The organism is Novosphingobium sp. PhB55 (assembly GCF_004368805.1).
Taxonomy (GTDB): Bacteria; Pseudomonadota; Alphaproteobacteria; order Sphingomonadales; family Sphingomonadaceae; genus Novosphingobium.
This window is the reverse complement of record NZ_SODQ01000007.1, coordinates 296,526-321,181: the sequence shown is the minus strand read 5'-3', so window position 1 is coordinate 321,181 and position 24,656 is coordinate 296,526. Positions and strand designations below refer to the sequence as shown.

Sequence of the window (24,656 nt, the reverse complement as noted above, 5' to 3'; positions counted from 1 at the left end):
TCTTGCCTCGGCCCATGAAACGCGCAGGAATCGCGCAATGTTCCCTGAGCTTTATCCCGGCCGGGTCAGGCCAGCACCCCTTCGTGGAGTCTTACCACCCGGTCCATGGCTGCAGCCAGCCGCTCGTTGTGGGTAGCCACAAGCGCCGCGCTGCCCTGTCCGCGCACCAGTTCGAGGAACTGCGCGAACACGGTGTCGGCGGTGGTCTCGTCGAGATTGCCGGTCGGTTCGTCGGCCAGCACGAGGCGCGGCTTGTTGGCCAGGGCACGGGCCACGGCGACGCGCTGCTGCTCGCCGCCCGAGAGCTTGCTCGGCCGGTGTTCGAGGCGCTGCCCCAACCCAAGCGCGCTCAGCAATTCGCGCGCGCGCTCCTCGCACTCCTCGCGCGGCTTGCCGGTGATGAGCTGCGGCAGGACCACGTTCTCGATCGCGTTGAAGTCCGGCAGGAGGTGGTGGAACTGGTAGACGAAGCCGATATGGTCGCGCCGAACCGCCGCGCGGCGGTCCTTGCCGAGCTTCGACGCATCGATGCCGGCGATCTCGATTCGCCCGCCGAAACCGCCTTCGAGAAGGCCGATGGCCTGGAGCATGGTCGACTTGCCCGAACCCGAAGGCCCGAGCAGGGCAACGATCTCTCCGGGGCGAACGTCGAGGTCAACGCCGCGCAGGACATCGATGGTCACGCCGCCCTGCTCGAAGCTGCGCGTCAGCTTGTCGAGGCGGACGACCGCTCCATTGGCGGAAGCATGGACGGTATCATTCATAGCGCAGCACCTGCACGGGATCGGTGCTCGCCGCCTTGAAGGCGGGATAGAGCGTGGCGAGAAAACTGAAGATCAGGGCCATCACGCAGATCACCGCGATTTCCACGGGGTCCGGGCGCGAGGGCAGCTCGGTCAGGAACCGGATCGAGGGATCCCAGAGGTTCTGGCCGGTCACGATCTCCACGAAATGAACGATCGGTTGGCGGAAGTAGAGGAACACGATGCCCAGCAGCACGCCCGCCAGCGTTCCCAGCACGCCGATGCAGAAGCCGGTCGTCACGAAAACCTTGAGCAGCGAACGCCGGGTCGCTCCCATCGTCCGCAGGATCGCGATGTCGCGCGTCTTGGCGCGCACCAGCATGATCAACGACGACAGGATGTTGAACACGGCCACCAGCACGATGATCGAGAGCACGACGAACATCGCCACGCGCTCCACCGCCAGCGCCTCGAACAGGGAGGCGTTAATAGTCCTCCAGTCGGTTACGATCGCCCGGCCCTTCAGTTGGCGTTCGAGCGGGGCAAGGATTTCGCCGACCCGGTCAGGATCGGTGGTGGTCACCTCAATCATGCCAATGGTGTCGCCCGTCAGCATGAGCGTCTGCGCATCCTTGATCGGCATGACCACATAGGCTTTGTCGTAATCGTAGATGCCGATCTCGAAGATCGCCGCCACGCGATAGGCGATCTGGCGCGGCACCGTGCCGAACGGCGTGGAGCGGCCCAAAGGATTGATCACCGTGATAGTGTCGCCCACTTGCGCCCCGAGATTCTGCGCAAGCTGCGAGCCGATTGCCACGTTGTCGCTGCCGGGCGCCAGTTCGCCGAGGTTGCCCGACTGGACCTTGTCCTTGAGCCGCGCGAGATCCTCCTGGGTGTTGCCGCGCACGAGGATGCCTTCCACGCGGCCGTTGAAGGTGGTCATCAAGGGCTGGTCGATCAGCGGCGAGGCCTTGACCACGCCCGGAGTCGCGCGGACATCCTTCAGCACGCTTTGCCAGTCGTCCAGCCGGCCGCCATAGGCCTGGATGATCGCATGGCCGTTCAGCCCCACGATCTTGTCGAACAGTTCCGCGCGGAAGCCGTTCATGACGCTCATGACGATGACCAGCGCGGCGACGCCCAGCATCACGGCCACCAGGCTGATGCCGGCAACCAGGGCAATGAAGCGCTCGCCCTTTCCGGGCAGCATGTAGCGCTTGGCGATGGTCCATTCGAAAGGGGATAGGATCAAGCGACGGGTCCGTCTGTGATCGGGCAGATGGCCCGGCATTAAGCAGAAGTAGGAAGACTGGCAAGCTGATCGCCTGCCCGAGGTGACGCGGTGCTGAACGCACAGGCAAAAGTCCAGAGAGCCCCAACGGTCGATCACAATGCTTCTGAGAGGCCCCGGTTCCCGCGGATCGGGGCTGTCATTATGCCGTCACGAAGCTGGCGCAGACGCCCTTGCCGAACCGGAGGCGTTCGACCCCCTTGCATTTACGGGCAACACGCTCCAAATGCGCGGGCGATTTTGGCGCGCCAGCAGCCCGGACGACATCCATGAACATGACACATCCCTTTCGAGACGCCGACGGGGACAAGCTGCGCGAAGAGTGCGGCGTTTTCGGCGTAATCGGCTCCAAGGACGCGGCGAACATCGCCGCGGCCGGGCTTCACTCCTTGCAGCACCGCGGCCAGGAGGCCGTGGGCATTACCAGTTTCAGCGGCGAGGAGTTCCACTCCCACCGCGGCCTCGGCCACGTGGCGCAGGTGTTCTCCCAGCGCGAGCTGGATACCCTGCCCGGCACCATGGCTTCCGGCCATGTCCGCTATGCCACGACCGGCGGATCCGGGCTGCGCAACGTGCAGCCGCTCTTCGCCGATCTGGCCGCGGGCGGTTTCGCGATCGCCCATAACGGCAACATTTCCAACGCGATGACGCTGAAGCGCGATCTCGTGTCGAAAGGCTCGATCTTCCAGTCGACCTCCGACACCGAGGTGATCATCCACCTCGTCGCCACCAGCCGCTATCCCACGCTGCTCGACCGGTTCGTAGACGCGCTGCGCATGGTGGAAGGCGCCTATTCGCTCATCTGCATGACGGCAGAGGGCATGATCGCCTGCCGCGATCCGTTGGGCATCCGCCCGCTGGTCATGGGCCGCATCGGTGACGCCACCGTGTTCGCCTCGGAAACCGTGGCCTTCGACGTGATCGGCGCCGAGTTCATCCGCTCGATCGAGCCGGGCGAACTGGTCCAGGTCGATCACAAGGGCACGATCTCCAGCCACCGCCCCTTCGGCAATCCGGCCCCGCGCCCCTGCATTTTCGAGCACGTCTACTTCAGCCGACCCGATTCGGTGATGGACGGCCGCTCGGTCTACCAGGTGCGCAAGCAAATCGGCATGGAACTGGCCAAAGAAGCGCCGGCCGCCGCCGATGTGGTGATCCCGGTTCCCGACAGCGGCGTGCCTGCCGCCATCGGTTATGCCCAGCAATCGGGCATTCCCTTCGAGCTCGGCATCATCCGCTCGCACTATGTCGGCCGTACCTTCATCCAGCCGGGTGACGCGGCCCGCCACGCGGACGTGAAGCGCAAGCACAATGCCAACCGCGCCATCGTCGAAGGCAAGCGCATCATCCTGATCGACGATTCGATCGTGCGCGGCACCACCTCGATGAAGATCGTCGAGATGATGCGCGACGCGGGCGCTGCCGAAGTGCACATGCGTATCGCCAGCCCGCCGACCGAGCATTCGTGCTTCTACGGCGTCGACACGCCGGAACGTTCGAAGCTGCTGGCCGCCAACATGGACATCCAGGCCATGGCGGACTTCATCAAGGCTGACAGCCTCGCCTTCGTCTCGATCGACGGTCTCTACCGTGCGGTCGGCGAGGAAAAGCGCAACAAGAAGCGCCCGCAGTTCTGCGATGCCTGCTTCTCGGGCGAATATCCCACCAAGCTGACGGACTTCGCCGAGCGCTTCTCCGGGGAGCTCAACGCAGCGTGAGCGAAAGTATTGGCGGCAAGCCGTTCGAAGGTCAGGTCGCGCTCGTCACCGGCTCCAGCCGGGGGATCGGTGCGGCCACCGCGCTCGCACTCGCTTCGGCGGGCGCACACGTCCTGCTGACGGGGCGCGACACCAAGGCACTGGAAGCGATCGAGGACCGGATCTACCAGGCCGGCGGCGCGGCGACGATCGCGCCGGTCGACCTCGTCGAATCGGACGGCATCGCCCGCCTGGCGACCGCCGTGTCGCAGCGCTGGGGCAAGCTCGACATTCTCGTCGCCAATGCCGCGGTCCTGCCGGAACTGACGAGCGTGGCCGATATCGACCAGCGCGCCTTCAACAAGGCACTCACCACGAATGTCCTCGCCACGCAGGCGCTGATCGCCAATTTCGATCCGCTGCTGCGCAAGAGCGACGATGCGCGCCTGATCGGCATGACCTCCACCGTCGCCACCGCACCCCGCGCGTTCTGGGGCGCCTATGCCGCCACCAAGGCCGCGTTCGAGGTTCTGCTGGATTGCTATGCGCAGGAAAGCCGCAACATCGCGAAGCTGCGCGTGGCCATCGTCAACCCCGGCGCCACCCGCACGGCGATGCGTGCCCGTGCCTATCCGGGCGAAGCGCCGGCATCGGTGAAACCGCCCGAAGCCGTGGCCGAAAGGCTTGTCTCGCTGCTGGCGGAACCCTTCGAAAGCGGCCACCGCGAGACCATTCCCGCCGATTTTTAACCACATGATTTAATGCGGTGGTAACTCTTTCCTGATTTCTTCCCATTGACGACGTATCATGCACGCCGCTCCAATGTACGGGTCTCGGGACAATGACGACAAAATCCCCGCAAGACATCTACGAACTCGCTGCCCAGGAAGACCGCAGCGCGATTCGCCTGCGAATCTCGATTCCGGCCGGTTTCCGGGCATCGGGCACCAAGGGTTTCCAGACGGCCGTGCGCGATCTCTCGCTTTCCGGCTTCTCGGCCACGGCAATCAGCCGCATTCACCCCGGCACGTACTGCTGGCTGACGCTGCCCGGAATGGAAGCCCTGCCCGCGCGAGTCATCTGGTGGGAAGACGGGCTGGTCGGCTGCGCGTTCGAGCAGCTGCTGAACCCGATCATTCTGGAAAACGTGCTTGCGCGGTGGCGCGGCCAGGGAAGCTGAGCGATTCTTCAGCCCGGCTTGACCAAGGTAACTTGGGCGACGTCGATTCCGCCGCCCATGAAGCCGCCCTCGCAATACATCAGGTAGAAGCGCCATAAGCGCACGAAACGCTCGTCGAAGCCGGCGGGGAGCCTCCCTTCCGCAACGGCGGCCTCGAAGTTCCGGCGCCATTCGTGGAGCGTCCGGGCATAATCCAGCCCGAATCCCTGCCGGTCCTCCCACGAAAGTCCGCGCTCCTCGGCCAGGCGGCGGAATTCCGGTTCGTGAATCAACATGCCGCCGGGGAAGATGAAAGTCTGGATGAAGTCCGCGCTGCGGGCATAGGATTCGAAGATGTCGTCGCGAATCGCGATGTACTGGATCGCAGCGCGGCCGCCGGGCTTGAGGTTCCGCGCCACACAGTCGAGGAAATCGGGCCAGAACTGCCGCCCCACCGCCTCCACCATCTCAACCGAGGCAATGGCGTCATAGGCGCCTTCGACATCGCGGTAGTCCTGCTTCAGGAAATCCACGCGCCCGCCCGCGCCCTCCACTCGCCCGGTCCAGCGATCCCGCGCATAGGCGAGCTGCGCGTCCGAAAGGCTGATGGCATCGACATGCGCGCCCTCGGTTTCAGCGAGGAAGGCGGAGAGCGTGCCCCAGCCGCAGCCGATTTCCAGAACACGACCGTCCTCGGGAATGGCAAGCCGGTGGGCGATGGCGCCGATCTTGTTCGACTGCGCGAGGTCAAGCTCGGTGACGAACTGGCTGAGCGCATTGGGGCCGCCCCCGGCGCGCGGATAGATCCCGCTGGAATAGAGCATCGTCTCGCCCAGCCATTGCTCGTAGAAGTCGTTGCCGAGGTCGTAGTGGACGTGGATGTTCCGCAGCGAGCCGGATCGCGTATTGCGGTTCAGCCAATGCAAGGCCTTGGCCGCGATCCGCCAGGGTCCGCGCGCGCGGCCGACATTTCCCAGGCCCGCGGCATTGTCCATGAACAGCGCGAAGATCGGCACCGGATCGGGGCTTTCCCATTCCCCTTCGTCCCAGGCCTGATACCAGCCGACCGAGCCTGCCGTGGCGAGGCGCAGCAGCGCGCGCCAGCTATTGATCTGAACCACGGCTTCGAATCCCGGCGCCCTTCCGCCGAGAAGGCGAGTCTCGCCGCCGGGAAGGGTCGCCTCTATCGATCCGCGCTGGAGACCCTGATCGATCTTGTCGAGAACCCTCGACACACCGCCAGACCAGAGTTTTGCCAGCCACTGCGGGCCGACGCCAATGGAGCGGCCGCCGTCGACCAGTTCCTCACCCCTGCCTGGCGCCTGTGCATTCATATCCGGGATATTATCCGGAAATTGGCCGCGGGCAATTGCTTAGAAACCCGCTCTCATCGGTCTTTCGCCTTCGCCCAGGCGGCCAGGGCCCGCTCGCGTCCCGCCCGGTGCTCGACGAGCTTGGCAGGATAGCCGCGAGGGCGATTGTCCGACGCGGGATCATGGATATCCGCGTCGTCCAGGTCCGCAAGCTCGGGCACCCACTCGCGAATATAGGCGCCCGCGTCGAACTTCTCCGATTGGCTGAGCGGGGCCATGATCCGCACGAACATCTGCGCATCCACGCCCGAACCGGCGGCCCACTGCCAGTTCACCGCGTTGGAACCGTAGTCCGCATCGACCAGGGTATCCCAGAACCATTTCTCGCCTTCGCGCCAATCGAGCAGGAGATGCTTGATCAGGAAACTGGCGACGATCATCCGCACCCGATTGTGCATCCAACCGGTGTGCCAGAGCTGGCGCATGCCGGCATCGACGATCGGATAGCCGGTCCTGCCCCGCTGCCAGGCAACAAGATCCGATTCGGCCTGCTTCCCGGTCCGCCAGTGCAAGTGCGAAAAATCCTCCTTCGCGGAACGGCTGCCATATTCGGGGAACTGCAGGATCACGTTCTGCGCATAATCGCGCCAGCCCAGTTCGCCGAGGAAGGTCTCCACCGAGCCGCCGGCATCGGCCACGGCATGCCAGACTTGCGCCGGGGAGATTTCGCCGAAGTGAAGATGCGGCGAAAGGAAGGAAGTGCCGTCGACCGATGGCAGGTTCCGCTGCGCTTCATAGGCGGAGGCTTCCTCTACGAAAGCATGGAGCCGCTTCTTCGCCCCATCCTCGCCCGGTTCCCACATCTCGCGCATGCCGCCCGCCCAATCGGGCTTTGCCGGAAGCAGCTTCCAGTCGGCGAGCCGATCGGACTTGGGCCAGTGCGCCGGTGCCTCGATCCTTGCGGGCCGGGGATGCGGTTCGACCGGCGGCAGGCGTTCGTGCAGCGCCCGCCAGAACGGCGTGTAGATCTTATAGGGCCGTCCCGAACCATTGATCACCGACCCGGCCGGCGCCAGGTAATTGCCATGATGAAGGTGCAGATCGAGCACTTGTCCCACGGCCTTTTCGGCATTGCGCCACCAGGGCTCGTAGTGGTGCAGCGCGTGGACCGACGTGGCCCCCACTTCGTCGGCCACTTCCTTCAGCACGTTCTCGCACCGCCCCTTGCGCAGGATCAGACGCGAGCCCTTGTCCCGCAGCGCGGCGTCCAGGCTTTTCAGCGAATGATGCAGCCACCAACGCGATGCACCGCCCATGCTGCGATGCCTGGGCGTCTCGTCATCCAGGACGTAGACCGGGACGACGGGGCCTTGGCTGGCCGCTTCGGCGATGGCAGGCTGGTCGGACAGGCGCAAGTCGCGCCGCAGCCACACGATGATGGGGGGATTCATGCTGCCGGAACGCTTGTCTGCCATGGGCGTTCCCTAAGCCAATGACTGCCTCCTCCGAAAGACCGAACCTGCTGCGGCATCGCATCGATCCGCGCAAATCCCTCATCGCCGCCGCGACCTGCTGGACGGCTTTCGCCTTCTTCGCATGGGCGGTGCCGGCCGGACGTACGACGCATTTCGACAGGATCGGTGTGATGTTCTGGCGCGCGCAGGATTTACGGCCGCTCGGCCCGACCTGGCTGCTGGAATGGGTGCGGGATCTCACCGCAATGGGCGGATTCCTGCAACTGAAGCTCTACACGATCATGGCGGTCGTGGCGCTGTTCTGGCTCCGCTGCCGGCGCGAAGGCGTTCTCTTGGCATTGACCGTCATCAGCGCCAGCCTGGTCAATCTGGGGTTCAAGGCGCTGTTCGGCCGGCCTCGCCCCGAGATCGTGCCGCACCTGACCTCGGCCGGCGGGGCTAGCTTTCCCAGCGGGCACAGCTTCAATGCCGCTTCTTCGTATATCGCGTTTGCCCTGGCTTTTGCCGCACTGAGTCCGCGAGCCTCGCTGCGCCACACGCTCATCGCCTGCGCCATGATCCTGAGCCTTGCGATCGCCTGGAGCCGGGTATGGCTGGGCGTCCACTGGCCAAGCGACGTCATGGCCGGGTGGCTGGGCGGCGCAGGCTGGGCCTTCCTGGCCAGCGCGCTCCTCTATCGACCGGCCGTCACCGTGATCCATGCCGCCGACGATCTCGCTGACGCCAAGAGCTGAGTCCCTGGCTTCAAGGCACGGTCCAGGTCTGCCCGCGGGCCAGCAATTTGCCGAGATCCGCCGTCTTGCCCGCGATCAGCCCCTGCCTTTCGGCCACGACAGCGCTTTCGAACGTGGGCGCGGGATCGTCGAGAATCACGCCCAGCGCCATCGGGAACGGACCGAAGGGCATTTCCACCAGCATGTGGGCCAGCGTGCGGTTGCGCACATTATGCCGCAAGACTCCGGCGCCCTGCCAATCGCCGTCAACCACGTCGACAGCTTGCAGCGACAGCGTCTCGGGATCGAGCGCAAGGCCGCGGGTCTCCTTTGCATAGAGCAAGGGCTCTCCATCCCGGCACTGTACCTGCATATCCGCGGCTACGGCCTTGTCGGTGAAGTCGTCGAAACGGTCCTTGTTGTAGACGATGCAGTTCTGGAAAATCTCCATGAAGGCCGCACCCTTGTGGCGATAGGCGGCCATGAGCACCTCGGAGAGATCCTTGGAGACATCGTAGCTGCGCGCCACGAAACGCGCACCCGAACCCAGCGCGAAGGCGCAGGGGCTGGCGGGCCGATCCACCGATCCGGCCGGCGAGGTCGGCGAAGGTGTGCCGGGACGACTGGTTGGGGAATATTGCCCTTTCGTCAGGCCGTAGATCTCGTTGTTGAACAGCATGATCTGGCAATCGAGATTACGGCGCAGCACATGCATGGTGTGATTGCCCCCTATCGACATGCCGTCGCCGTCGCCGGTGACCAGCCAGACGTCGAGCTGAGGATTGGCCAGCTTTATGCCGGTCGCCACCGCAGGTGCGCGGCCGTGGATCGAATGGAAGCCATAGCTCTCGACGTAGTAGGGAAAGCGACTGGAACAGCCGATGCCCGAGACGAAGACCGTGTTCTTCGGGTCTGCTCCCAGCATCGGCAAGGTCCGTTGCACGGCTTTTAGGATGGCATAGTCGCCGCAGCCGGGGCACCAGCGCACTTCCTGGTCAGTCTCCCAGTCCTTGAGCGTGGTCTCGATCGGGGTCATGTCGTTCATGAGGGCATCTCCGTTCGAAAGTCTCAGGGCTGCTCAATCTCGGGAGCGGGAAGCTGGGTCTCGTTGACCTCCACTTCGCCGCCCTCGTTGCCGGCGATGCCGTCGAAGAACCGCGCAATGGCCGACTCCAGTTCGGCGATGGCAAAAGGCTGGCCGCTGGTCTTGTTCAGCGGCACGGCGTCGACCAGAAACCGGTCCCGCAGCAAGGTCTTGAACTGACCCGTGTTCATTTCCGGCACGAGCACATGGTCGAAGCCCGCTAGCAGTTCGCCGAGATTCCCGGGCAGCGGCCAGATATGGCGAACCTGGGCATGGCTGACGGCGTACCCTTTCTTCCGCGCACGGCGCACGGCCTGATGGATCGGCCCGAACGTGGAGCCCCAGCCGATGACGAGCAGCGTGCCCTCCGTTTCGCCCAGGCAGATTTCCTGAGGGGGAATGCCCGCCGCAATGCCGTCGATCCGGGCCTTTCGCGCATCGGTCTGGGCCTGATGGACATCGGGAGCGTAATCGATATTGCCGGTATCGACGGCCTTCTCGATGCCGCCGATGCGGTGCATGAGACCGGGCGTGCCCGGCCTGATCCACGGCCGCACGCCGCGCTCGTCGCGCTTGTAGGGCAGCACCCGCGACTCGCCGTTGGGCTCTTCCAGAAACGCCACGGGGAAAGGCGCAAAGCCAGCCGGATCGGGGACTTTCCAGGGTTCGGAGGCATTGCCGATATAGCCGTCCGTCAGCAGGATGACCGGCGTCATGTAGCCGGTGGCAATGCGGCAGGCCTCGATGGCGCATTCGAAGGCGTCGGCCGGGGAGCAGGCCGCGATCACTGGCAGCGGCGCATCGCCGTTGCGCCCGTAGACCGCCTGGTAGAGATCGGACTGCTCGGTCTTGGTCGGCAAGCCCGTCGAAGGCCCGCCGCGCTGCGAGTTGACGATGACCAACGGCAGTTCGGTCATCACCGCCAGCCCCATGGCCTCTCCTTTCAATGCGATTCCGGGCCCGGACGAGGACGTCACCCCCAATTGCCCGGCGTAACTCGCGCCGATGGCGGAGCAGATCGCGGCGATCTCGTCTTCGGCCTGGAAGGTGGTGACCCCGAACTCCTTCATCTTGACCAGATGGTGCAGGATCGCGGAGGCCGGTGTGATCGGATAGCCGCCGAAGAACATCGGCAACCCGGCAAGCTGGCATCCCGCGACAAGGCCGAGGGAGATCGCCTCCGCGCCGGTAATCGTCCGGTAGAGCCCCGGCGCGCTCGGCACCGGGTCGATGTGCTGGCGCTTCAGCGGCCCGGCCAGTTCAGCCGTCTCTCCGTAAGCATGCCCGGCATTGAGCGCGGCTACGTTGGCCTGCGCCAGGACCGGGTTTTTCGCGAACTTGGCGTTCAGCCAGTCGATCAGCGGCTGCCGGTCGCGGTCGAACATCCAGAGCGCCAGGCCGAGCGTCCACATGTTCTTGCAGCGCAGCGCTTCCTTGTTGCCGAGGCCGAAGGGCTTCACCGCCTCCAGCGTCAGCGCGGAAATGTCGAAGGCCAGCACGTCCCATCGCGCGAGGCTGCCATCCTCCAGTGGATTGGCCGCGTATTTCGCCTTCTCGAGGTTGCGCTTGCCGAATTCCCCAGTGTCTACGACGACCATGCCGCCGGGCTTGAGCGCATGGATATTGGTCTTGAGCGCGGCGGGGTTCATGGCGACGAGCACATCCGGCGCATCGCCCGCCGTGGTGATCTCACTGGAGCCGAAATTGATCTGAAAGGCCGAAACTCCGAACAACGTGCCTTGCGGGGCGCGGATTTCGGCCGGGAAGTCCGGGAAAGTCGCCAGGTCGTTTCCGGCCAGGGCGGTGGAGAGGGTGAACTGACCTCCCGTCAACTGCATGCCATCGCCCGAGTCGCCGGCGAACCGCACGACCACGGCTTCCACCGGCGAAGCCTCGGCCTCAGGATCGCCCCCTTCCAGCGGCGCGCGTTGCCGCGCCGAATCGCCAACCGATGAGATCGTCGCCATCATCGTCTCTCCCGGGAAGGCCGGTCTGACGCCGGCAGCATTTGTTTCCCGTTCACCAGACTATGCTGGCTTACTATCGGTGCAAACCGGAAAAATGCCCGGCGCGGCAGACCGCGCGCGGCGGCGGATCAGATCCCGGATCGGGAGCCGATCATCGGTTAGCGGACTGGGAACCATAGATCGCGCTGGCATTGCGTGAGCGCTTGGGCCATTCTACGGCCATGCGCTCCGGTAATCCCGCCGCCGATTTCCGAACCTCGCTTCTCCCAACGATCATGGAATACCGTTCACCGATGAAAGACTTCGCGTCCCTGCCCTACCGCCCCTGCGTCGGCGTCATGCTCGTCAATTCCGACGGCAAGGTCTTCGTCGGCAAGCGGATCGACACCAAGGAAGGCGACTGGTGGCAGATGCCCCAGGGCGGCGTCGACAATGGCGAAGACCTCAAGGCCGCCGCCCTGCGCGAGCTTTGGGAGGAAACCGGCGCGACCGAACAGCACGTCACCATGCTGTCCCAGACCCGCGAAGAGCTGTTCTACGACTTGCCGGACGAACTCATCGGCAAGCTGTGGAAGGGCAAATACCGCGGCCAGCGCCAGACCTGGTTCCTCGCCCGATTCGACGGCAAGGACGCCGACATCGATCTTGAAGCCCATACGCCGGCAGAATTCGCCGACTGGAAATGGATCGAGCCGGAACTGCTGCCCGACCTGATCGTGCCGTTCAAGAAGCGCGTCTATCGCGCCGTTCTGGAAGAATTCCGCGCGCTGATCTGATTCGCGCGTCGATCGATCGGGCTGACCGGCCCGATCGAACCTGCTCCTGCCGAGAAATCAGTTTTCGGAAACGACCGGCTTGGGCGCCGTCGCTTCGGCAGTCATGACCCGAGTCGCGGGAACTTTGGCGATGGCAGCGGCGAGCTTTTCGGTCTCCGCGCAATCCTTGCCGCAAAGCGTCTGGAGCCGCGCCAGGTTGCGGCTCGCCTTGTCGGTCGCGCCCTTTTCCGCCAACGCCATGCCTTCGCCCGCCAGAGCCGCGACATTGCGCGGATCGCTGGTCAGCGCGACGCGGTAGTAATGCAGCGCCTTGCCCTGAAGCCCCTGCTTGCGCGTGGCATCGGCCAGGGCCAGCAGGACGGGAACGCTGCCGGGTTCCACGGTGAGAGCGGCTTCATAGGCATCGATGGCGCCATTGACGTTGCCCGCGTCGACAGCAGCGCGCCCTTCGGCCATCAGGGTCGCAGCGCGGGGATCGAGCGCCGCGGCGGGCTCGGACAGGATGGCGCTGGAAGAGATGGCAACAACAAGGGATAGAGCAATCGCGGCAGGCGTGTAACGCATCAAAATGTCCTTGGCCGAGGGCTTCGTCCTCATCATGACGCCGACGCTATCACAGCCGTTCGAAGCGCGCGACGAAAAAGCCATCGGTCCCGTCGTGCCACGGCGAGAGCCTCAGCCCGGCGCCGCGCCGGGTGCCGACTGGCAGGACGGGCGCTGCCGCCTGCCATCCGGGATTGCGCTTCAGGAAGCCATCGGCCTGGTTCGCGCCTTCCTCGTCCAGCAGCGAACAAGTGACGAAGACCAGCCTTCCTCCCGGCCGCACCAGTTGCGCGGCCACGTCGAGCAGACGGGCCTGCACTGCCGTGTAGCGGGCCAATTGCGCTTCGGTGAATCGCCAGCGCGCCTCGGGATTCCGGCGCCAGGTGCCGGTGCCCGAGCAGGGCGCGTCGACCATGACCGCATCCGCCGATTCCGCGAAGCGCTGGAGAGCCTGCATTTCCTTGTTGGGATCGAGGAGAACGGTTTCGATCCCGGTCGCCCCGGCGCGCTCAGCTCGCGGGGGCAGGCGCGAGAGGCGGGTCCGGTCGGCATCGCAGGCGATCAGAACGCCGCGGTTTTCCATGGCCGCTGCCAGAGCCAGGGTCTTGCCCCCTGCCCCGGCGCAAAGATCGATCACCGTTTCGCCGGGCCTTGCGGCCACGACTTCGCAGGTCAGCTGCGAGCCGGTGTCCTGAACTTCGATGGCGCCCTGAAGATAGGCCTCGGTCTGCTCGATGCGGGTTTCGGGAGGATAGCGCCAGCCGTGGGCCGCTTCGGAGCGTTCCCCGCCCTCGGGAATATCCAGGTCACCCTGGCGGAGCGTATTCACGCGGATGTCCAGCGAAGCGCGGCCCAGTAAGGCTGCCGCGTCGCGTTCGGAGACGCCGCTGCCGGCAAAGCGATCGACCAGCCAGCGCGGGGCGAGCCCGGCTTCGGCCACCGGCTCGTCTGCAGCGATAGCGGCGGGCGCATGTCCCTCGCCATCGAACAGCGCGGCCAGTTCCGGATCTTCGGCCGCGACGCGAAGCATGGCCGCGCGCCCGGACTCCGGAATCTCACCGCATACGCGTATCGCCCGGTAGGCCAGTTCGCGCACGGCACGGCGATCCTTGCTGCCGGCAAAGCGGCGCGCGCGAAACCAGTCTGCGATCAGTCGGTCGGCTGGCGCTCCGCCGGCACGCGCGGCGTCGATCACGAGATCGAGGATCTCGATCGCCGCCTGAACGCGCGCGCCCGGTGTCATGCCCTTGTGCCGCCCTGCGCGATCAGCGCGACGGGTAGTTCGGCGCCTCACGCGTGATCGTCACGTCGTGGACGTGGCTCTCGCGCAGGCCGGCATTGGTGATGCGCACGAACTGCGCGCCCTTGCGCAGATCCTCGATCGTGGCCGAGCCGGTGTAGCCCATGGCCGCCTTCACGCCGCCGACGAGCTGGTGAATGACGTCCTTGGCGGGACCCTTGTAGGCAACCTGGCCTTCGATGCCTTCGGGAACCAGCTTCATCTGGTCCTTGATGTCGCCCTGGAAATAGCGGTCGGCCGAACCCCGGCCCATCGCGCCCACCGAACCCATGCCGCGGTACGACTTATAGGCGCGGCCCTGGTAGAGGAACGTCTCGCCCGGCGCTTCCTCGGTGCCGGCCAGCATTGAGCCGACCATGATCGTCGATGCCCCGGCGGCGAGCGCCTTGGCCGCGTCGCCCGAAGTGCGCAGGCCGCCGTCGGCAATCACGGGAACGCCCGACTTGTCGGCCTCTTCGGCGGCATCCATGATCGCGGTGAGCTGCGGCACGCCGACACCGGCGACGATGCGCGTGGTGCAGATCGAGCCCGGCCCGATGCCCACCTTCACGCAGTCCGCGCCCGCGTCGATCAGCGCACGCGCCGCTTCGGCGGTGGCGATGTTACCGGCGATGACCTGGGCCGAGTTCGACAGCTTCTTCACGCGCTCGACCGCGAGCGCCACGTCCTTGTTATGGCCGTGGGCGGTGTCGATCACCACGACGTCGCACTCGGCGGCCAGCAGCGCCTCGGTGCGGGCGAAGCCCTTGTCGCCCACCGTGGTGGCGGCGGCGACGCGCAGGCGGCCGGCGGCGTCCTTGGTGGCGTCCGGGTAGGTGACGGCCTTTTCGATGTCCTTCACGGTGATGAGGCCGACGCAGCGGAAGTCGTTGTCGACCACCAGCAGCTTCTCGATCCGGCGGGCGTGCAGCAGGCGGCGCGCCTCGTCCTGATCGACGCCCAGCTTCACCGTGGCGAGATTCTCATGCGTCATCAGCTCACGCACCGGCTGTGCCGGGTTGGCGGCGAAGCGCACGTCGCGGTTGGTCAGGATACCGACCAGCTTGCCCGAATTCTCCACCACCGGGATGCCGCTGATCCGGTTTGCGAGCATGATGGCCTGCGCTTCCCCAAGCGTGGCATCGGGCGAAATCGTGATCGGGTTGACGACCATGCCGCTCTCGAAACGTTTCACGGCACGGACCGCCGCGCACTGTTCCTCGATCGTAAGATTGCGGTGCAGCACCCCGATGCCGCCCAGCTGCGCCATGACGATGGCCATGTCGGCCTCGGTCACGGTGTCCATCGCAGACGAGATGACGGGGATGTTGAGCGCGATGTCGCGCGTGAGGCGGCTGCGGGTATCGGCCTGCGTCGGGACGATGTCGGACTTCGCGGGACGAAGCAGTACGTCGTCGAAAGTAAGTCCGAGCTGGATATCCATGAGCGCCACCATAACCTTTACCGGGGAGAATCGTGGCGGCCCATGTAATCAAAGGGGGGCGTCAGGGCTAGAGCCTTTTCAAACGGGGCTTCGGGCCGGGACGAAACGGCTCACTTGCGCTTCTTCTCCCCGCCCGCGACGGGAGGCCCTACCGGATTGACCGCCACGCGGCGCAAATCGCCGAACCACCTGCCGAGCGCCGTCAGCATCTTCACGTCATCCACTGCCCCGCCCAGTTCGAGCGGATGATCCATATGCGCCAGGTCGTCGCTGGGGCGGTGGTAGTCGCCATCGAAAAAGGCGCGCATGCGGGCGATGTCGCCATAGGCCGTCGTCACCATGACCGCTGGAATGTCGTGCTGGATCAGGGCCCAGCCGTCCTGCCGCTTGAGGTATTCGTTGGCATCGTCGCCCGCGCGCAGCTTCAAGCGCTCTGCCTTGGCGACCTTGGCAATCTCCCCGTCCAGTGCCGTCATGCCCCGCCCGACGATGGCGAAGGGCGTGCCGCGCGGGGCAATGGCGATCGAGTCTATATTGAAGGCGGCGACGATGCGCTCGGGCGGCAGCGGCGGATTTTCCGCAAAGGCATGGGCGCCGAGCAGACCGAGTTCCTCGGCCGTGGTCGCCAGGAAATAGACGTCGCGATCGAGCTGCGGCCCGCGCGACAGGCGGCGTGCCACTTCGGTAAGCGCGGCCACGCCGCTGGCATTGTCGATCGCGCCGTTGCAGATCACGTCCTCGGCGGGTGCCTCGCCGCATTCGCCGAAGTGATCCCAATGCGCCAGGAACAGCACGGCACCCGAATCCGGTCTTCTGCCGGGCAGCTTGCCGATCAGGTTGTGGGTGTGGATCGTGGTTTCGCGGGTGGTCGCTTCCAGCGAGGCGGTGAGGTCCAGCGTCAGCGGCACGAAGTCCTCCTTCGCGGCAGCCGCTTCGAGACTGGCGAGCGAACGGGAGGTACCCTTGAGCAACGCCGCCATGGCCTCGCGCGTGATGAAGGCTTCCAGATCGCCGCCCAGCGCATCGTCGGACAGGGCATAACCCGTCCGCTTGCGCCGCGCCGCGACCTGCTCGAGGCTGCGGTCCCCGTCGAGCACGGTCAGCACCGCCGAGGCGCCGAGCGCCAACAGGTCGTTCTGCCGCTCTCCGTCGGGCGTGTCGCCATCGAGCACGACGGCGACGCGGCCCGCCAGTTCGTTGCGCGTATAGTCCCGGCCCCGCCCCTCGCCCAGGAACAGCATCGGCACATTGCGCACGAGGCTCCGCTTGCCCGAAGTCAGCACCAGCACACCCTCGGGCGAAACGGTGCTGCGCGCGCCCTTGCGCAGGAAGCGCGCCATCGAAGAGGAAGGCTCCCGCGCGACAAGGGTGACCGGGGCGAACCATTCGTGACCCGGGTCGTTGGTGCCCGAAACCAGGCCAATGTCGAACCACTGCTTGCCGAGATAGCGCAAGGTTTTGGCCTCGCCGTCCGTGCCGGGCTCGCGGCCGTCGAAATCGTCGCTGGCCAGAACCTCGATATGGGCGCGTAGGCGCGAGGCCAGTTCCTGGTCGGCGCGGGAGATCGCGGAAAGCAGAGGATTGCTGCTCAACAGCAGGGCGCCGAGCGCCACCGCGCCGGCCGCACGGGCCAGTGCCGCCCGATATCCCCTGTCGTGTCCCCTGTTCATCGCGTCGCTGCCTATACGATGGAATTCGGCCGGCTGTTACATTTTCTCGCAAGTGTCCGAACAGGAAGACACTTTTGTGGCCGCAAGGCAACGCCGGAACAACTTGCCCGAAATTCGATTGAACAGGCCTTAGGCCTGTGGCTAGTCTGGAGCGCCCTGCTCCGGATCTGCGTGCAAGGCGGCAGGCCTGTTCGGAAAGGATCACATACGATGCGGCTCGACGAGTTCGACCCTGACAATATCCGGGTCAGCCAGGGTGGTCGCAGCTTTCCAGGAGGACGCGGCGGCAAGATGGGCTGCGGCTCGCTGGTCATCGTGCTGATCGGCGCACTGGTCTTCGGGGTCGATCCCGGACAGATGCTCGGCACTTTGGACAGCGTCCAGCAGCAGCAGGCGCCCAGCCAGATCGAGCCCAGCCAGCCGAAGGATACGTCCTCCATCTGCCGGGAAAACGCCTATTCCCTGGAATCCTGCAACGCCCTGTCCTCGCTGAACAGCACCTGGCAGCCCTTGTTCCAGAAGGCCAACATCGCCTTCGACCAGCCAAACCTGCACTTCTACAACGGCTCCGACCAATCGGGCTGCGGCGCGGCGCAAAGTGCGATGGGCCCGTTCTACTGCCCCGCAGACCAGGGCATCTACATAGACACCAGCTTCTATGACGAACTCGACCGCAAGCTGGGCGCCAAGGGCGATTTCGCTCGGTACTACGTGGTCGCCCATGAGTACGGCCACCATATTCAGCACCTCCTCGGCCTCGATGCCCAGGTCCGCCGCGCCCAGCGCCAGAACCCGCAGCAGGCCAACGCCTTGCAGGTAGGCATGGAGCTTCAGGCCGATTGCTATGCGGGCGTCTGGGCAGGCCGAAACAAGGACCGCATCGAGCCCGGCGACATGGAGGAAGGCCTCACCGCTGCCAGCGCCATTGGCGACGATACCTTGATGAAGAACGCCGGGCAGCGCGTAAGCCCCGAGAGCTTCACTCACGGCTCCAGCGCCCAGCGTATGCAGTGGCTGCGGCGCGGTCTGGAGACAGGGAACGAGGACGCCTGCGACACGTTCAACCAGAAGTAAGACGAACCGAGGCTGGCGTTTCCCTCCTTCCCCGTGGGTGCGACCGCGCCGCCCGGGGTAACAGGAGGAAACTATGCGCCCCATTCTGATCATGGCCGCCATGGCCGGAACGCTGGCGGCCGGCGCCGCCGAGGCGCGTCAGGACAAGCCGATCACCAGCAACGAACCCAGCGCGGTGGATATCGCCAAGACGCCGGTGACCGACCTGAATCTGGAAAAGACCGACATTCCCCCGGTCCTCATCACCGCCATCAAGAAGCCTTACGATCTCAGCGCCATGCGCAGCTGCAAGCAGATCGGCGCGGCGGTGACCGAACTGGACGGCATCCTTGGCGACGACATCGACCTGCCGCAGGACGCACGCGACCGTGTCAGCACCGGCCGCATGGCGAAATGGGTCGTCAGCTCCTTCATCCCCTTCCGCGGTCTGATCCGCGAAATCTCCGGCGCCAACGCGCAGGAGCGCGCGGTGCTGGCCGCCGTCCAGGCCGGCGTTGCCCGTCGCGGTTTCCTCAAGGGCGTAGGCGCCGAGCGCGGCTGCAAATATCCAGCCTCACCTGCCACGGCCGCGGTCATCCAGGCCAAGGAACTCAAGCAGCATCAGGAAGACGCCAGGAATGGCGACAAGAAAGAAGCGGCGGCTGACGACAAGACGACCGCAAAGGACGGTGTCGCCTACACGGCGCAGCCGGTGGTCCAGAAGGTTCCGTGAACCCGGAAACGGCGCAGCGGCGGCGGATGGCCCGTGAAGCCTCCGCCGCCGGGCGTGTTCAATCCGCCTCGCCGATCATCCCGACCCGGGTCGCGGCCATCTCCTTGTCGAGTTCTGCAACGATCTGATCGCGCACCATGGCGTCGAGCGCGCGGTTCGACGCCACCGAGGCACGCGCCGAGGACATGGCCTGGATCGCGGCATTCATCGCCTGGCGCGGCGCGCCGGTGCAGAGGTGCTTGCTCGTCCCTTCCGGATTTCCCCCCGATGCCGGCTTACGATCGGCAGGGCAGGTGCTGTCGATCGTGATCGTCTTCTGCACCTGGCGGCGACCGCCCTCTGTCTTGTGCAGGATGCGAATGGTCTGGATCCTGCCGTCGGCGCTGGTGGTCTGCTCCACCACCGGGACGTTGCGCATGCGTTCGGCCATCGCCGCCCGGTAGTCGCGCGTCGCGGCCCGGCGAACCGCGTCCATGCTCTCGTGCGAAGGCGGGGCGGGCGGGGCTGGAGGAACGGGCGTCGGAGGCGGGGCGGGCGGCGCAGGCGGCACGTCCAGGCCGCCGAACTGCTGGGGCGCCGTTGCAGCGGACCAGGGGACCGGAGGGGCCTCCGGAACGCTCATGGTCTGCGGAGCGGGCGGCTGCGGCGGCTCGGGGGGGACCGGCCAAGCCTCGGCCTCGTGGGATGACGGCACAGCCGGCGCGGCGGGGACCGCGGGCGCAGGCGCGTCTCCCGGAACGTAGAGCGCTTCCGTGGGCGCTTCCGGTACTACCGGCACGTCCTGGTCATCCATGGCCGCATAAGTGACGGTTGCCGTGCAAGGCACCGCGACCACCGCAAAAGCGAACAGGCTTCGCGCCATCACGCGCCGGGTCGGCGAGACGTCCATGGTGCTTAGCGCCTTAAGACGCTGGATGATCGGCTTCTCACCTGCCAGAGCCCCGGCGATCGGCGCGGCCAGTGTCAGGCGCGTACCTGCGGTGAACGATGCAATCACGCGGCCATAGCGCGCGCGAACTTCACGGTCGCACCCGGCCATGACACGCGCATCGCAGGCCGCTTCCTGGTCGGCGCGCAGCGCGCGCCAGGCGGCCCAGCCCAGCGGATTGAACCAGTGCAGCGCGAAGAGCGGTTGCAGCACCATGAGCGCCAGAAGGTCGTTGCCGGCGTGATGCTCAAGTTCATGGGCAATGGCGAAATCGGAGCTTTCCGAATCGACCGTCGCCAGGAAACCCTCCGGGAGGGCCACGATCCGGTCCCGCACTCCGAACGCCAGCGGCGCGGCGGCGGCCGGGGTCTCGACGATGCGAATATCCCCGGCGTGGGCCACCTGGCGCGCATCGATCAGCAGTTCTGCGCGCATCAGCCGATAGTTGCGAAACCGCTGCACCAGGAAGATCGCTGCGCCTGTCAGCCAGATCGTCAGTAGCAGCGAAACCCAAGGGATTTGCGTGAGCAGGCCGGGATCGACGGAGCCGGTTGTCGCATCGGAAACGGGTATGTCCAGCATCGTGGCAGCCGGATCGATCACCGGTGCCGGCATCATCGGTTGGGCTGCCGCCGTCACGGTCTCGATGGAAACCTCCGGCCGCGCGAATATGCTGCGCGGGAGGGCTAGCGGCGGCAAGACCAGTCGCAGCACCGGCAATGCCCAGAGTGCATAAGCGGCCGCGGGGCCGAACCAACGCGAAACCGGGCGGCGAACCAGCAGGACCAGTGCCATCAGCGCGCCGGTCATCACAAGCGTATCGGTAAGCCATTCGATCATGACTTCAGCTCCTTCAACAGGGCTTCGATCTCGGCAATGTCATCTTCGGTCAGCGCGTCGGATTCGGCAAGATGCGCGAAAAGCGGTGCGGCGCGGCCGCCGAACAGGCGGTCGACAAGGCGGCGGCTTTCGCTGCCGACGTAGGATTCGCGGGCGACGCGGGGGGAGTAAAGAAAGCGCTTGCCGTCAGGCTCGGTGGCTAGAGCCTGCTTCGCCACGAGGCGGGACAGCAGCGTCTTGACGGTGGCCAGGCTCCAGCCGCGCGGGGTGCAGACCTGTTCGCATACTTCGGCGGCGGTAAGGGGACTGCGCTGCCACAGCACCTCCATCACCGCATGTTCGGCATCCGAGATACGCTCGGGCTGCTCAGGGGACTCGGACACCGCGGCCTCCATCGTTTACACACGTAATCGACTACGTCTGTAAACATGAACGCCAGGTGAACGCGTCAGCGGGACAGCTTGCGGAGCGACATCGCCAGCATGATCAGGAAGACGCCGCGAACCACCAGGCTGATCATGATGATCACCGCCAGAAACGCCAGCCCGGTCGCCGGGTTGGAGAACAGCAGGATCAGGCCGAGCACCACGTCGAGCACGCCAAGGAACAGCCGCCAACCGCGATCCATCCGCGCCTTCAGCGCGAAGGCGATCTGGAATCCGCCTGAAATCACCAACCAGGCGCCGATCGCCCAGACCAGCGAAAGGGCGCCGGCGACGGGGTTGAGAATGGCGAAGATGCCCGCGATCAGCGCCAGAAGGCCGAGCAGGACTTCCACCCAGCGGGCGCGCTGCGACAGGGAGGTCCAACCGGAGGCAATCGCCGCAATCCCGTAGATCACCAGGACTACGCCGATGAGCAGTCCGGTCGCCACGCCCGCAACGAGCGGATTGGCAATGACGATCAGCGCGATCAGCAGCAGAAGCAGGCCGTAGGCTAACACCCAGCCCCATGCTTTCCCGCTGGCCTGGGCCAGAGTATTGACCAAGGGATCGTTCTCGACGTGCGGTTCGAGTAGCGGATCCATTTCGGTGCGAGTCATGCCCCTGCCTCCAGCGTTGTCAGGTATTCCCGCTGGACAATGCACGAAACCCGGTTCGGTTTCGGCACCAAGGTGTAATTGTGAACGCAAAAAGGGCGGCGCACCTTCCGGTACGCCGCCCTTTGCAAGTCATTCCGACGAAGCGGATCAGTACACGCGAGCCTTGGGCTTGATGTACTCGATGTCGTCAGTGAGCGTATATTCATGGACGGGACGGTAATCGAGACGGACTTCACCGCCCTTGCCGCCCCAACCGTTGAACCAGCCCACGGTGTGCTTCATCCAGTTCGCGTCGTCGCGGTTCGGGAAGTCCTCGTGCGCGTGAGCGCCGCGGCTTTCCTTGCGCGCCTGCGCGCCATGCAGCGTGACCGAAGCCTGCGAGATCAAGTTGTCCAGCTCCAGCGTTTCCACCAGGTCCGAGTTCCAGATCAGGCCGCGGTCGGTGACCTTGATGTCCTGCATGCGGTCATAGGTCTTGGCGAGCTGGTTCTTGCCTTCGACCATGAGTTCGTCAGTGCGGAACACGGCGGCATGGCCGGACATCGTGCGCTGCATCTCGGTGCGCACTTCCGCCGTCGACGAACCGCCGTTGGCATTGCGGAAGTGGTCGAGGCGGGTGAGCGCGAGATCGGCCGAATCCTTCGGCAGTTCCTGCTGGGCGGCGCCCGCCTTGACGATTTCCTTGAGGCGATGGCCGGTGGCGCGGCCGAAGACCACGAGGTCGATCAGCGAGTTCGAGCCCAGGCGGTTGGCGCCGTGGACCGAGACGCAGGCAGCCTCGCCCACCGCGAAGAGACCGGGCACCACGGTGTCCGGATTGCCGTCCGGACCGATGGTGACGACTTCGCCGTGATAGTTACAGGGAATGCCGCCCATGTTGTAGTGCACGGTCGGGACGACCGGCAGCGGCTGGCGGGTAAGGTCCACGCCTGCGAAGATCTTGCCGCTTTCGGTGATGCCCGGCAGACGCTCCGCCAGCACCTTGGGATCGATGTGATCGAGGTGCAGGTAGATGTGGTCCTTGTGCGGGCCGACACCGCGGCCTTCGCGGATTTCCAGCGCCATCGAACGCGACACGACGTCGCGCGAGGCGAGGTCCTTCGCGGAAGGTGCATAACGCTCCATGAAGCGCTCGCCTTCGGAGTTGGTGAGGTAGCCGCCCTCGCCGCGCGCACCTTCGGTGATCAGCACGCCCGCGCCATAGATGCCGGTGGGGTGGAACTGCACGAATTCCATGTCCTGCAGCGGCAGGCCGGCGCGCAGCACCATGCCGCCGCCGTCGCCGGTACAGGTATGGGCCGAAGTGGCGGTGAAGTAGCTGCGCCCGTAGCCGCCGGTGGCAAGCACGACGGCCTGCGAGCGGAAGCGGTGGATCGAGCCGTCATCCATGCAGAGCGCGATCACGCCAACGCACTTGCCGCCGTCCATGATCAGGTCGATGGCGAAGTATTCGATGAAGAAGTCCGCGTCGTACTTCAGCGACTGCTGGTAGAGCGCGTGCAGCATGGCGTGGCCGGTACGGTCCGCCGCGGCGCAAGTGCGCTGCACCGGCGGGCCTTCGCCCATGTTCTGCATGTGGCCGCCGAACGGGCGCTGGTAGATCGTACCGTCGGCATTGCGGCTGAAGGGCACGCCGGCGTGCTCGAGTTCGTAGACCGCAGCCGGAGCTTCGCGCACCATGTATTCGATGGCGTCCTGGTCGCCCAGCCAGTCCGATCCCTTGACGGTATCGTACATGTGCCAGGTCCAGTGGTCCGGCGTGTTGTTCTGCAGCGAGGCGGCGATGCCGCCCTGCGCCGCAACGGTGTGCGAGCGGGTGGGGAACACCTTGGTGATGCACGCGGTCTTCAGGCCGGCTTCGGCCGAGCCCATCGTGGCGCGCAGACCCGAGCCACCGGCGCCGACGACGACGGTGTCATAGATGTGGTCGATGATCTTGTAGGCAGGGGCGGACATCAATGGGCTCCCAGCGCGAGGCGGATGACGCAGAACGCGCCGAAGGCGATGCCGCCGCAGGCAGCAAGGTTCAGCGCGGCAATGCAGGCGAACTTGTTGGCGTGATCGTGGACATAGTCCTCGACAAGAACCTGGAGACCGATGCGCGCGTGCCAGAACGTCGTGACGACGAGCAGGATCATCATCACGGCCGGTACCGGGCGCGCCATCCATTCCGCGACCGACGCATAGGTCAGGTCAGGAAGGAGAAGGATCGAGACGGCCAGAAACAGCACCGAAAGCAGGTTGCCGATGGCGGTGAAGCGTTGCATCAGCCAGTGATGAACGCCGGTCTTCGCCGAGCCGAGGCCGCGAACGCGGCCGATGGAAGTTCCGTTACCCATGTTTCCCGTTCCTCAGCGAAGCAGCAGGATCGCCCAGAAGGCGACGGTGGCGAGCACGCCCAGGATCGGGCAGACGATCGACCAGGTCTTGTTCGTCTTGAGTTCGAAGCCGCCGCCCACGTCGAGCACGAAGTGGCGCAGGCCGCTCATCATGTGGGTGAAGAACGCCCAGGAGATGCCGACGAGGACGATATAGCCGATCGGCGTCGTCATGACCTTGCTGAAAGTCTCATAGGAGGCCGGGCCGCCCGCGAGAGCGCCGAGCCACCACAGCAGAACGCCGAGTCCGGCGAACGCCATTCCGTCACCGGTCACGCGGTGCAGAATCGAGACGAACATGTGAGGGCCCCAACGCCAGATCTGGAGATGGGGCGAAAGCGGACGGTTCCTGGTGCCGTCTTTGGCCATGGCTCTTTCGAATCCCTTTTGCCTTGTGCAGCAGCCCGAGGCTGCCCCTGTCGAAAGTCCCCTTAGACAAATCACCGCTTGGCGCAAGTTCTGCGAAGCACATCGCGGATGCATCGCACACAACAGCCTGCTACCCCTCTCGCTCGCCGCGCGCTC

Annotated in this window: 23 protein-coding genes; 7 read left to right on the top strand and 16 right to left on the bottom strand. The window is 65.5% G+C overall.

Annotated features, from left to right (window positions below):
* Positions 1-65: 65 nt before the first annotated feature.
* Positions 66-764 (bottom strand): ABC transporter ATP-binding protein, encoded by a 699-nt coding sequence (locus EDF57_RS18985; protein ID WP_134095353.1) that lies wholly within the window; start codon positions 762-764, stop codon positions 66-68.
* Entirely contained in the window at positions 757-1,998 is a 1,242-nt protein-coding gene (locus tag EDF57_RS18980; protein ID WP_134095352.1) for a lipoprotein-releasing ABC transporter permease subunit, read from the bottom strand. Before EDF57_RS18980 ends, EDF57_RS18985 begins: the two co-directional genes overlap by 8 nt.
* Positions 1,999-2,306: 308 nt before the next feature.
* On the opposite strand from EDF57_RS18980, the gene purF reads away from it, so the two are divergent.
* The 3 genes from purF (at position 2,307) to EDF57_RS18965 (ending at position 4,914) form a co-directional block, all read left to right on the top strand.
* Complete coding sequence (purF, locus tag EDF57_RS18975) at positions 2,307-3,755, top strand: amidophosphoribosyltransferase (RefSeq protein ID WP_132263746.1); 1,449 nt, start codon at positions 2,307-2,309, stop codon at positions 3,753-3,755.
* On the top strand, positions 3,752-4,483 hold the full coding sequence (locus EDF57_RS18970) for an SDR family NAD(P)-dependent oxidoreductase (RefSeq protein WP_134095351.1): 732 nt from the start codon (positions 3,752-3,754) through the stop codon (positions 4,481-4,483). Before purF ends, EDF57_RS18970 begins: the two co-directional genes overlap by 4 nt.
* Before the next feature lie 92 nt (positions 4,484-4,575).
* Positions 4,576-4,914: a PilZ domain-containing protein gene (locus tag EDF57_RS18965; RefSeq protein WP_132263750.1), complete on the top strand. Its 339-nt coding sequence runs from the start codon at positions 4,576-4,578 to the stop codon at positions 4,912-4,914.
* Positions 4,915-4,922: 8 nt separating this feature from the next.
* Here the strand turns inward: EDF57_RS18965 and EDF57_RS18960 are convergent, their stop codons facing one another.
* Together EDF57_RS18960 and EDF57_RS18955 are read right to left on the bottom strand one after the other, a co-directional pair.
* Complete coding sequence (locus EDF57_RS18960; protein ID WP_134095350.1) at positions 4,923-6,227, bottom strand: cyclopropane-fatty-acyl-phospholipid synthase family protein; 1,305 nt, start codon at positions 6,225-6,227, stop codon at positions 4,923-4,925.
* Between the two features lie 53 nt (positions 6,228-6,280).
* Positions 6,281-7,657, bottom strand: a complete 1,377-nt coding sequence (locus EDF57_RS18955) for a deoxyribodipyrimidine photo-lyase (protein WP_134095449.1) — start codon at positions 7,655-7,657, stop codon at positions 6,281-6,283.
* 41 nt (positions 7,658-7,698) lie between these two features.
* Here EDF57_RS18955 and EDF57_RS18950 point away from each other — a divergent pair, with 41 nt between their 5' ends.
* Positions 7,699-8,415: a phosphatase PAP2 family protein gene (locus EDF57_RS18950; protein ID WP_134095349.1), complete on the top strand. Its 717-nt coding sequence runs from the start codon at positions 7,699-7,701 to the stop codon at positions 8,413-8,415.
* A gap of 10 nt (positions 8,416-8,425) precedes the next feature.
* Here the strand turns inward: EDF57_RS18950 and EDF57_RS18945 are convergent, their stop codons facing one another.
* The gene (locus EDF57_RS18945; protein WP_132263755.1) at positions 8,426-9,439 is read right to left on the bottom strand and encodes a 2-oxoacid:ferredoxin oxidoreductase subunit beta; all 1,014 of its coding nucleotides are present in this window, start codon (positions 9,437-9,439) and stop codon (positions 8,426-8,428) included.
* A 23-nt stretch (positions 9,440-9,462) separates the two neighbouring features.
* Positions 9,463-11,445 (bottom strand): 2-oxoacid:acceptor oxidoreductase subunit alpha, encoded by a 1,983-nt coding sequence (locus EDF57_RS18940; protein ID WP_134095348.1) that lies wholly within the window; start codon positions 11,443-11,445, stop codon positions 9,463-9,465.
* Between the two features lie 293 nt (positions 11,446-11,738).
* Here EDF57_RS18940 and EDF57_RS18935 point away from each other — a divergent pair, with 293 nt between their 5' ends.
* Complete coding sequence (locus EDF57_RS18935) at positions 11,739-12,221, top strand: RNA pyrophosphohydrolase (protein ID WP_134095448.1); 483 nt, start codon at positions 11,739-11,741, stop codon at positions 12,219-12,221.
* 57 nt (positions 12,222-12,278) lie between these two features.
* On the opposite strand, the gene EDF57_RS18930 is transcribed toward EDF57_RS18935, so the two are convergent.
* The 4 genes from EDF57_RS18930 to EDF57_RS18915 form a co-directional block, all read right to left on the bottom strand.
* Positions 12,279-12,821, bottom strand: coding sequence for a tetratricopeptide repeat protein (locus EDF57_RS18930; protein WP_132263758.1), 543 nt, complete (start codon positions 12,819-12,821; stop codon positions 12,279-12,281).
* Positions 12,822-12,834: 13 nt separating this feature from the next.
* Positions 12,835-14,007: an RsmB/NOP family class I SAM-dependent RNA methyltransferase gene (locus tag EDF57_RS18925; RefSeq protein WP_134095347.1), complete on the bottom strand. Its 1,173-nt coding sequence runs from the start codon at positions 14,005-14,007 to the stop codon at positions 12,835-12,837.
* A 22-nt stretch (positions 14,008-14,029) separates the two neighbouring features.
* Positions 14,030-15,487 (bottom strand): IMP dehydrogenase, encoded by a 1,458-nt coding sequence (guaB, locus tag EDF57_RS18920; protein WP_132263761.1) that lies wholly within the window; start codon positions 15,485-15,487, stop codon positions 14,030-14,032.
* 110 nt (positions 15,488-15,597) lie between these two features.
* On the bottom strand, positions 15,598-17,157 hold the full coding sequence (locus EDF57_RS18915; RefSeq protein ID WP_134095346.1) for a M28 family peptidase: 1,560 nt from the start codon (positions 17,155-17,157) through the stop codon (positions 15,598-15,600).
* Positions 17,158-17,367: 210 nt separating this feature from the next.
* Here EDF57_RS18915 and EDF57_RS18910 point away from each other — a divergent pair, with 210 nt between their 5' ends.
* Complete coding sequence (locus EDF57_RS18910; RefSeq protein WP_134095345.1) at positions 17,368-18,231, top strand: neutral zinc metallopeptidase; 864 nt, start codon at positions 17,368-17,370, stop codon at positions 18,229-18,231.
* A 73-nt stretch (positions 18,232-18,304) separates the two neighbouring features.
* Positions 18,305-18,943 carry a hypothetical protein gene (locus EDF57_RS18905; RefSeq protein WP_243841143.1) on the top strand — a complete coding sequence of 213 codons (639 nt, stop codon included), beginning with the start codon at positions 18,305-18,307 and terminating at the stop codon, positions 18,941-18,943.
* 58 nt (positions 18,944-19,001) lie between these two features.
* On the opposite strand, the gene EDF57_RS18900 is transcribed toward EDF57_RS18905, so the two are convergent.
* The 6 genes from EDF57_RS18900 to sdhC form a co-directional block, all read right to left on the bottom strand.
* Positions 19,002-20,711, bottom strand: coding sequence for a M56 family metallopeptidase (locus EDF57_RS18900; RefSeq protein ID WP_134095344.1), 1,710 nt, complete (start codon positions 20,709-20,711; stop codon positions 19,002-19,004).
* Positions 20,708-21,106: a BlaI/MecI/CopY family transcriptional regulator gene (locus EDF57_RS18895; RefSeq protein ID WP_134095343.1), complete on the bottom strand. Its 399-nt coding sequence runs from the start codon at positions 21,104-21,106 to the stop codon at positions 20,708-20,710. The genes EDF57_RS18900 and EDF57_RS18895 overlap by 4 nt, the downstream gene beginning before the upstream one ends.
* 53 nt (positions 21,107-21,159) lie before the next feature.
* The gene (locus tag EDF57_RS18890) at positions 21,160-21,753 is read right to left on the bottom strand and encodes a DUF308 domain-containing protein (RefSeq protein WP_134095342.1); all 594 of its coding nucleotides are present in this window, start codon (positions 21,751-21,753) and stop codon (positions 21,160-21,162) included.
* A gap of 147 nt (positions 21,754-21,900) precedes the next feature.
* A complete protein-coding gene (gene sdhA / locus EDF57_RS18885) occupies positions 21,901-23,709 on the bottom strand; it encodes a succinate dehydrogenase flavoprotein subunit (RefSeq protein ID WP_134095341.1) in 1,809 nt (602 codons plus the stop codon).
* On the bottom strand, positions 23,709-24,092 hold the full coding sequence (sdhD, locus tag EDF57_RS18880; protein WP_132263773.1) for a succinate dehydrogenase, hydrophobic membrane anchor protein: 384 nt from the start codon (positions 24,090-24,092) through the stop codon (positions 23,709-23,711). The genes sdhA and sdhD overlap by 1 nt, the downstream gene beginning before the upstream one ends.
* A 12-nt stretch (positions 24,093-24,104) precedes the next feature.
* On the bottom strand, positions 24,105-24,500 hold the full coding sequence (sdhC, locus tag EDF57_RS18875) for a succinate dehydrogenase, cytochrome b556 subunit (RefSeq protein ID WP_132263774.1): 396 nt from the start codon (positions 24,498-24,500) through the stop codon (positions 24,105-24,107).
* Positions 24,501-24,656: the final 156 nt, after the last annotated feature.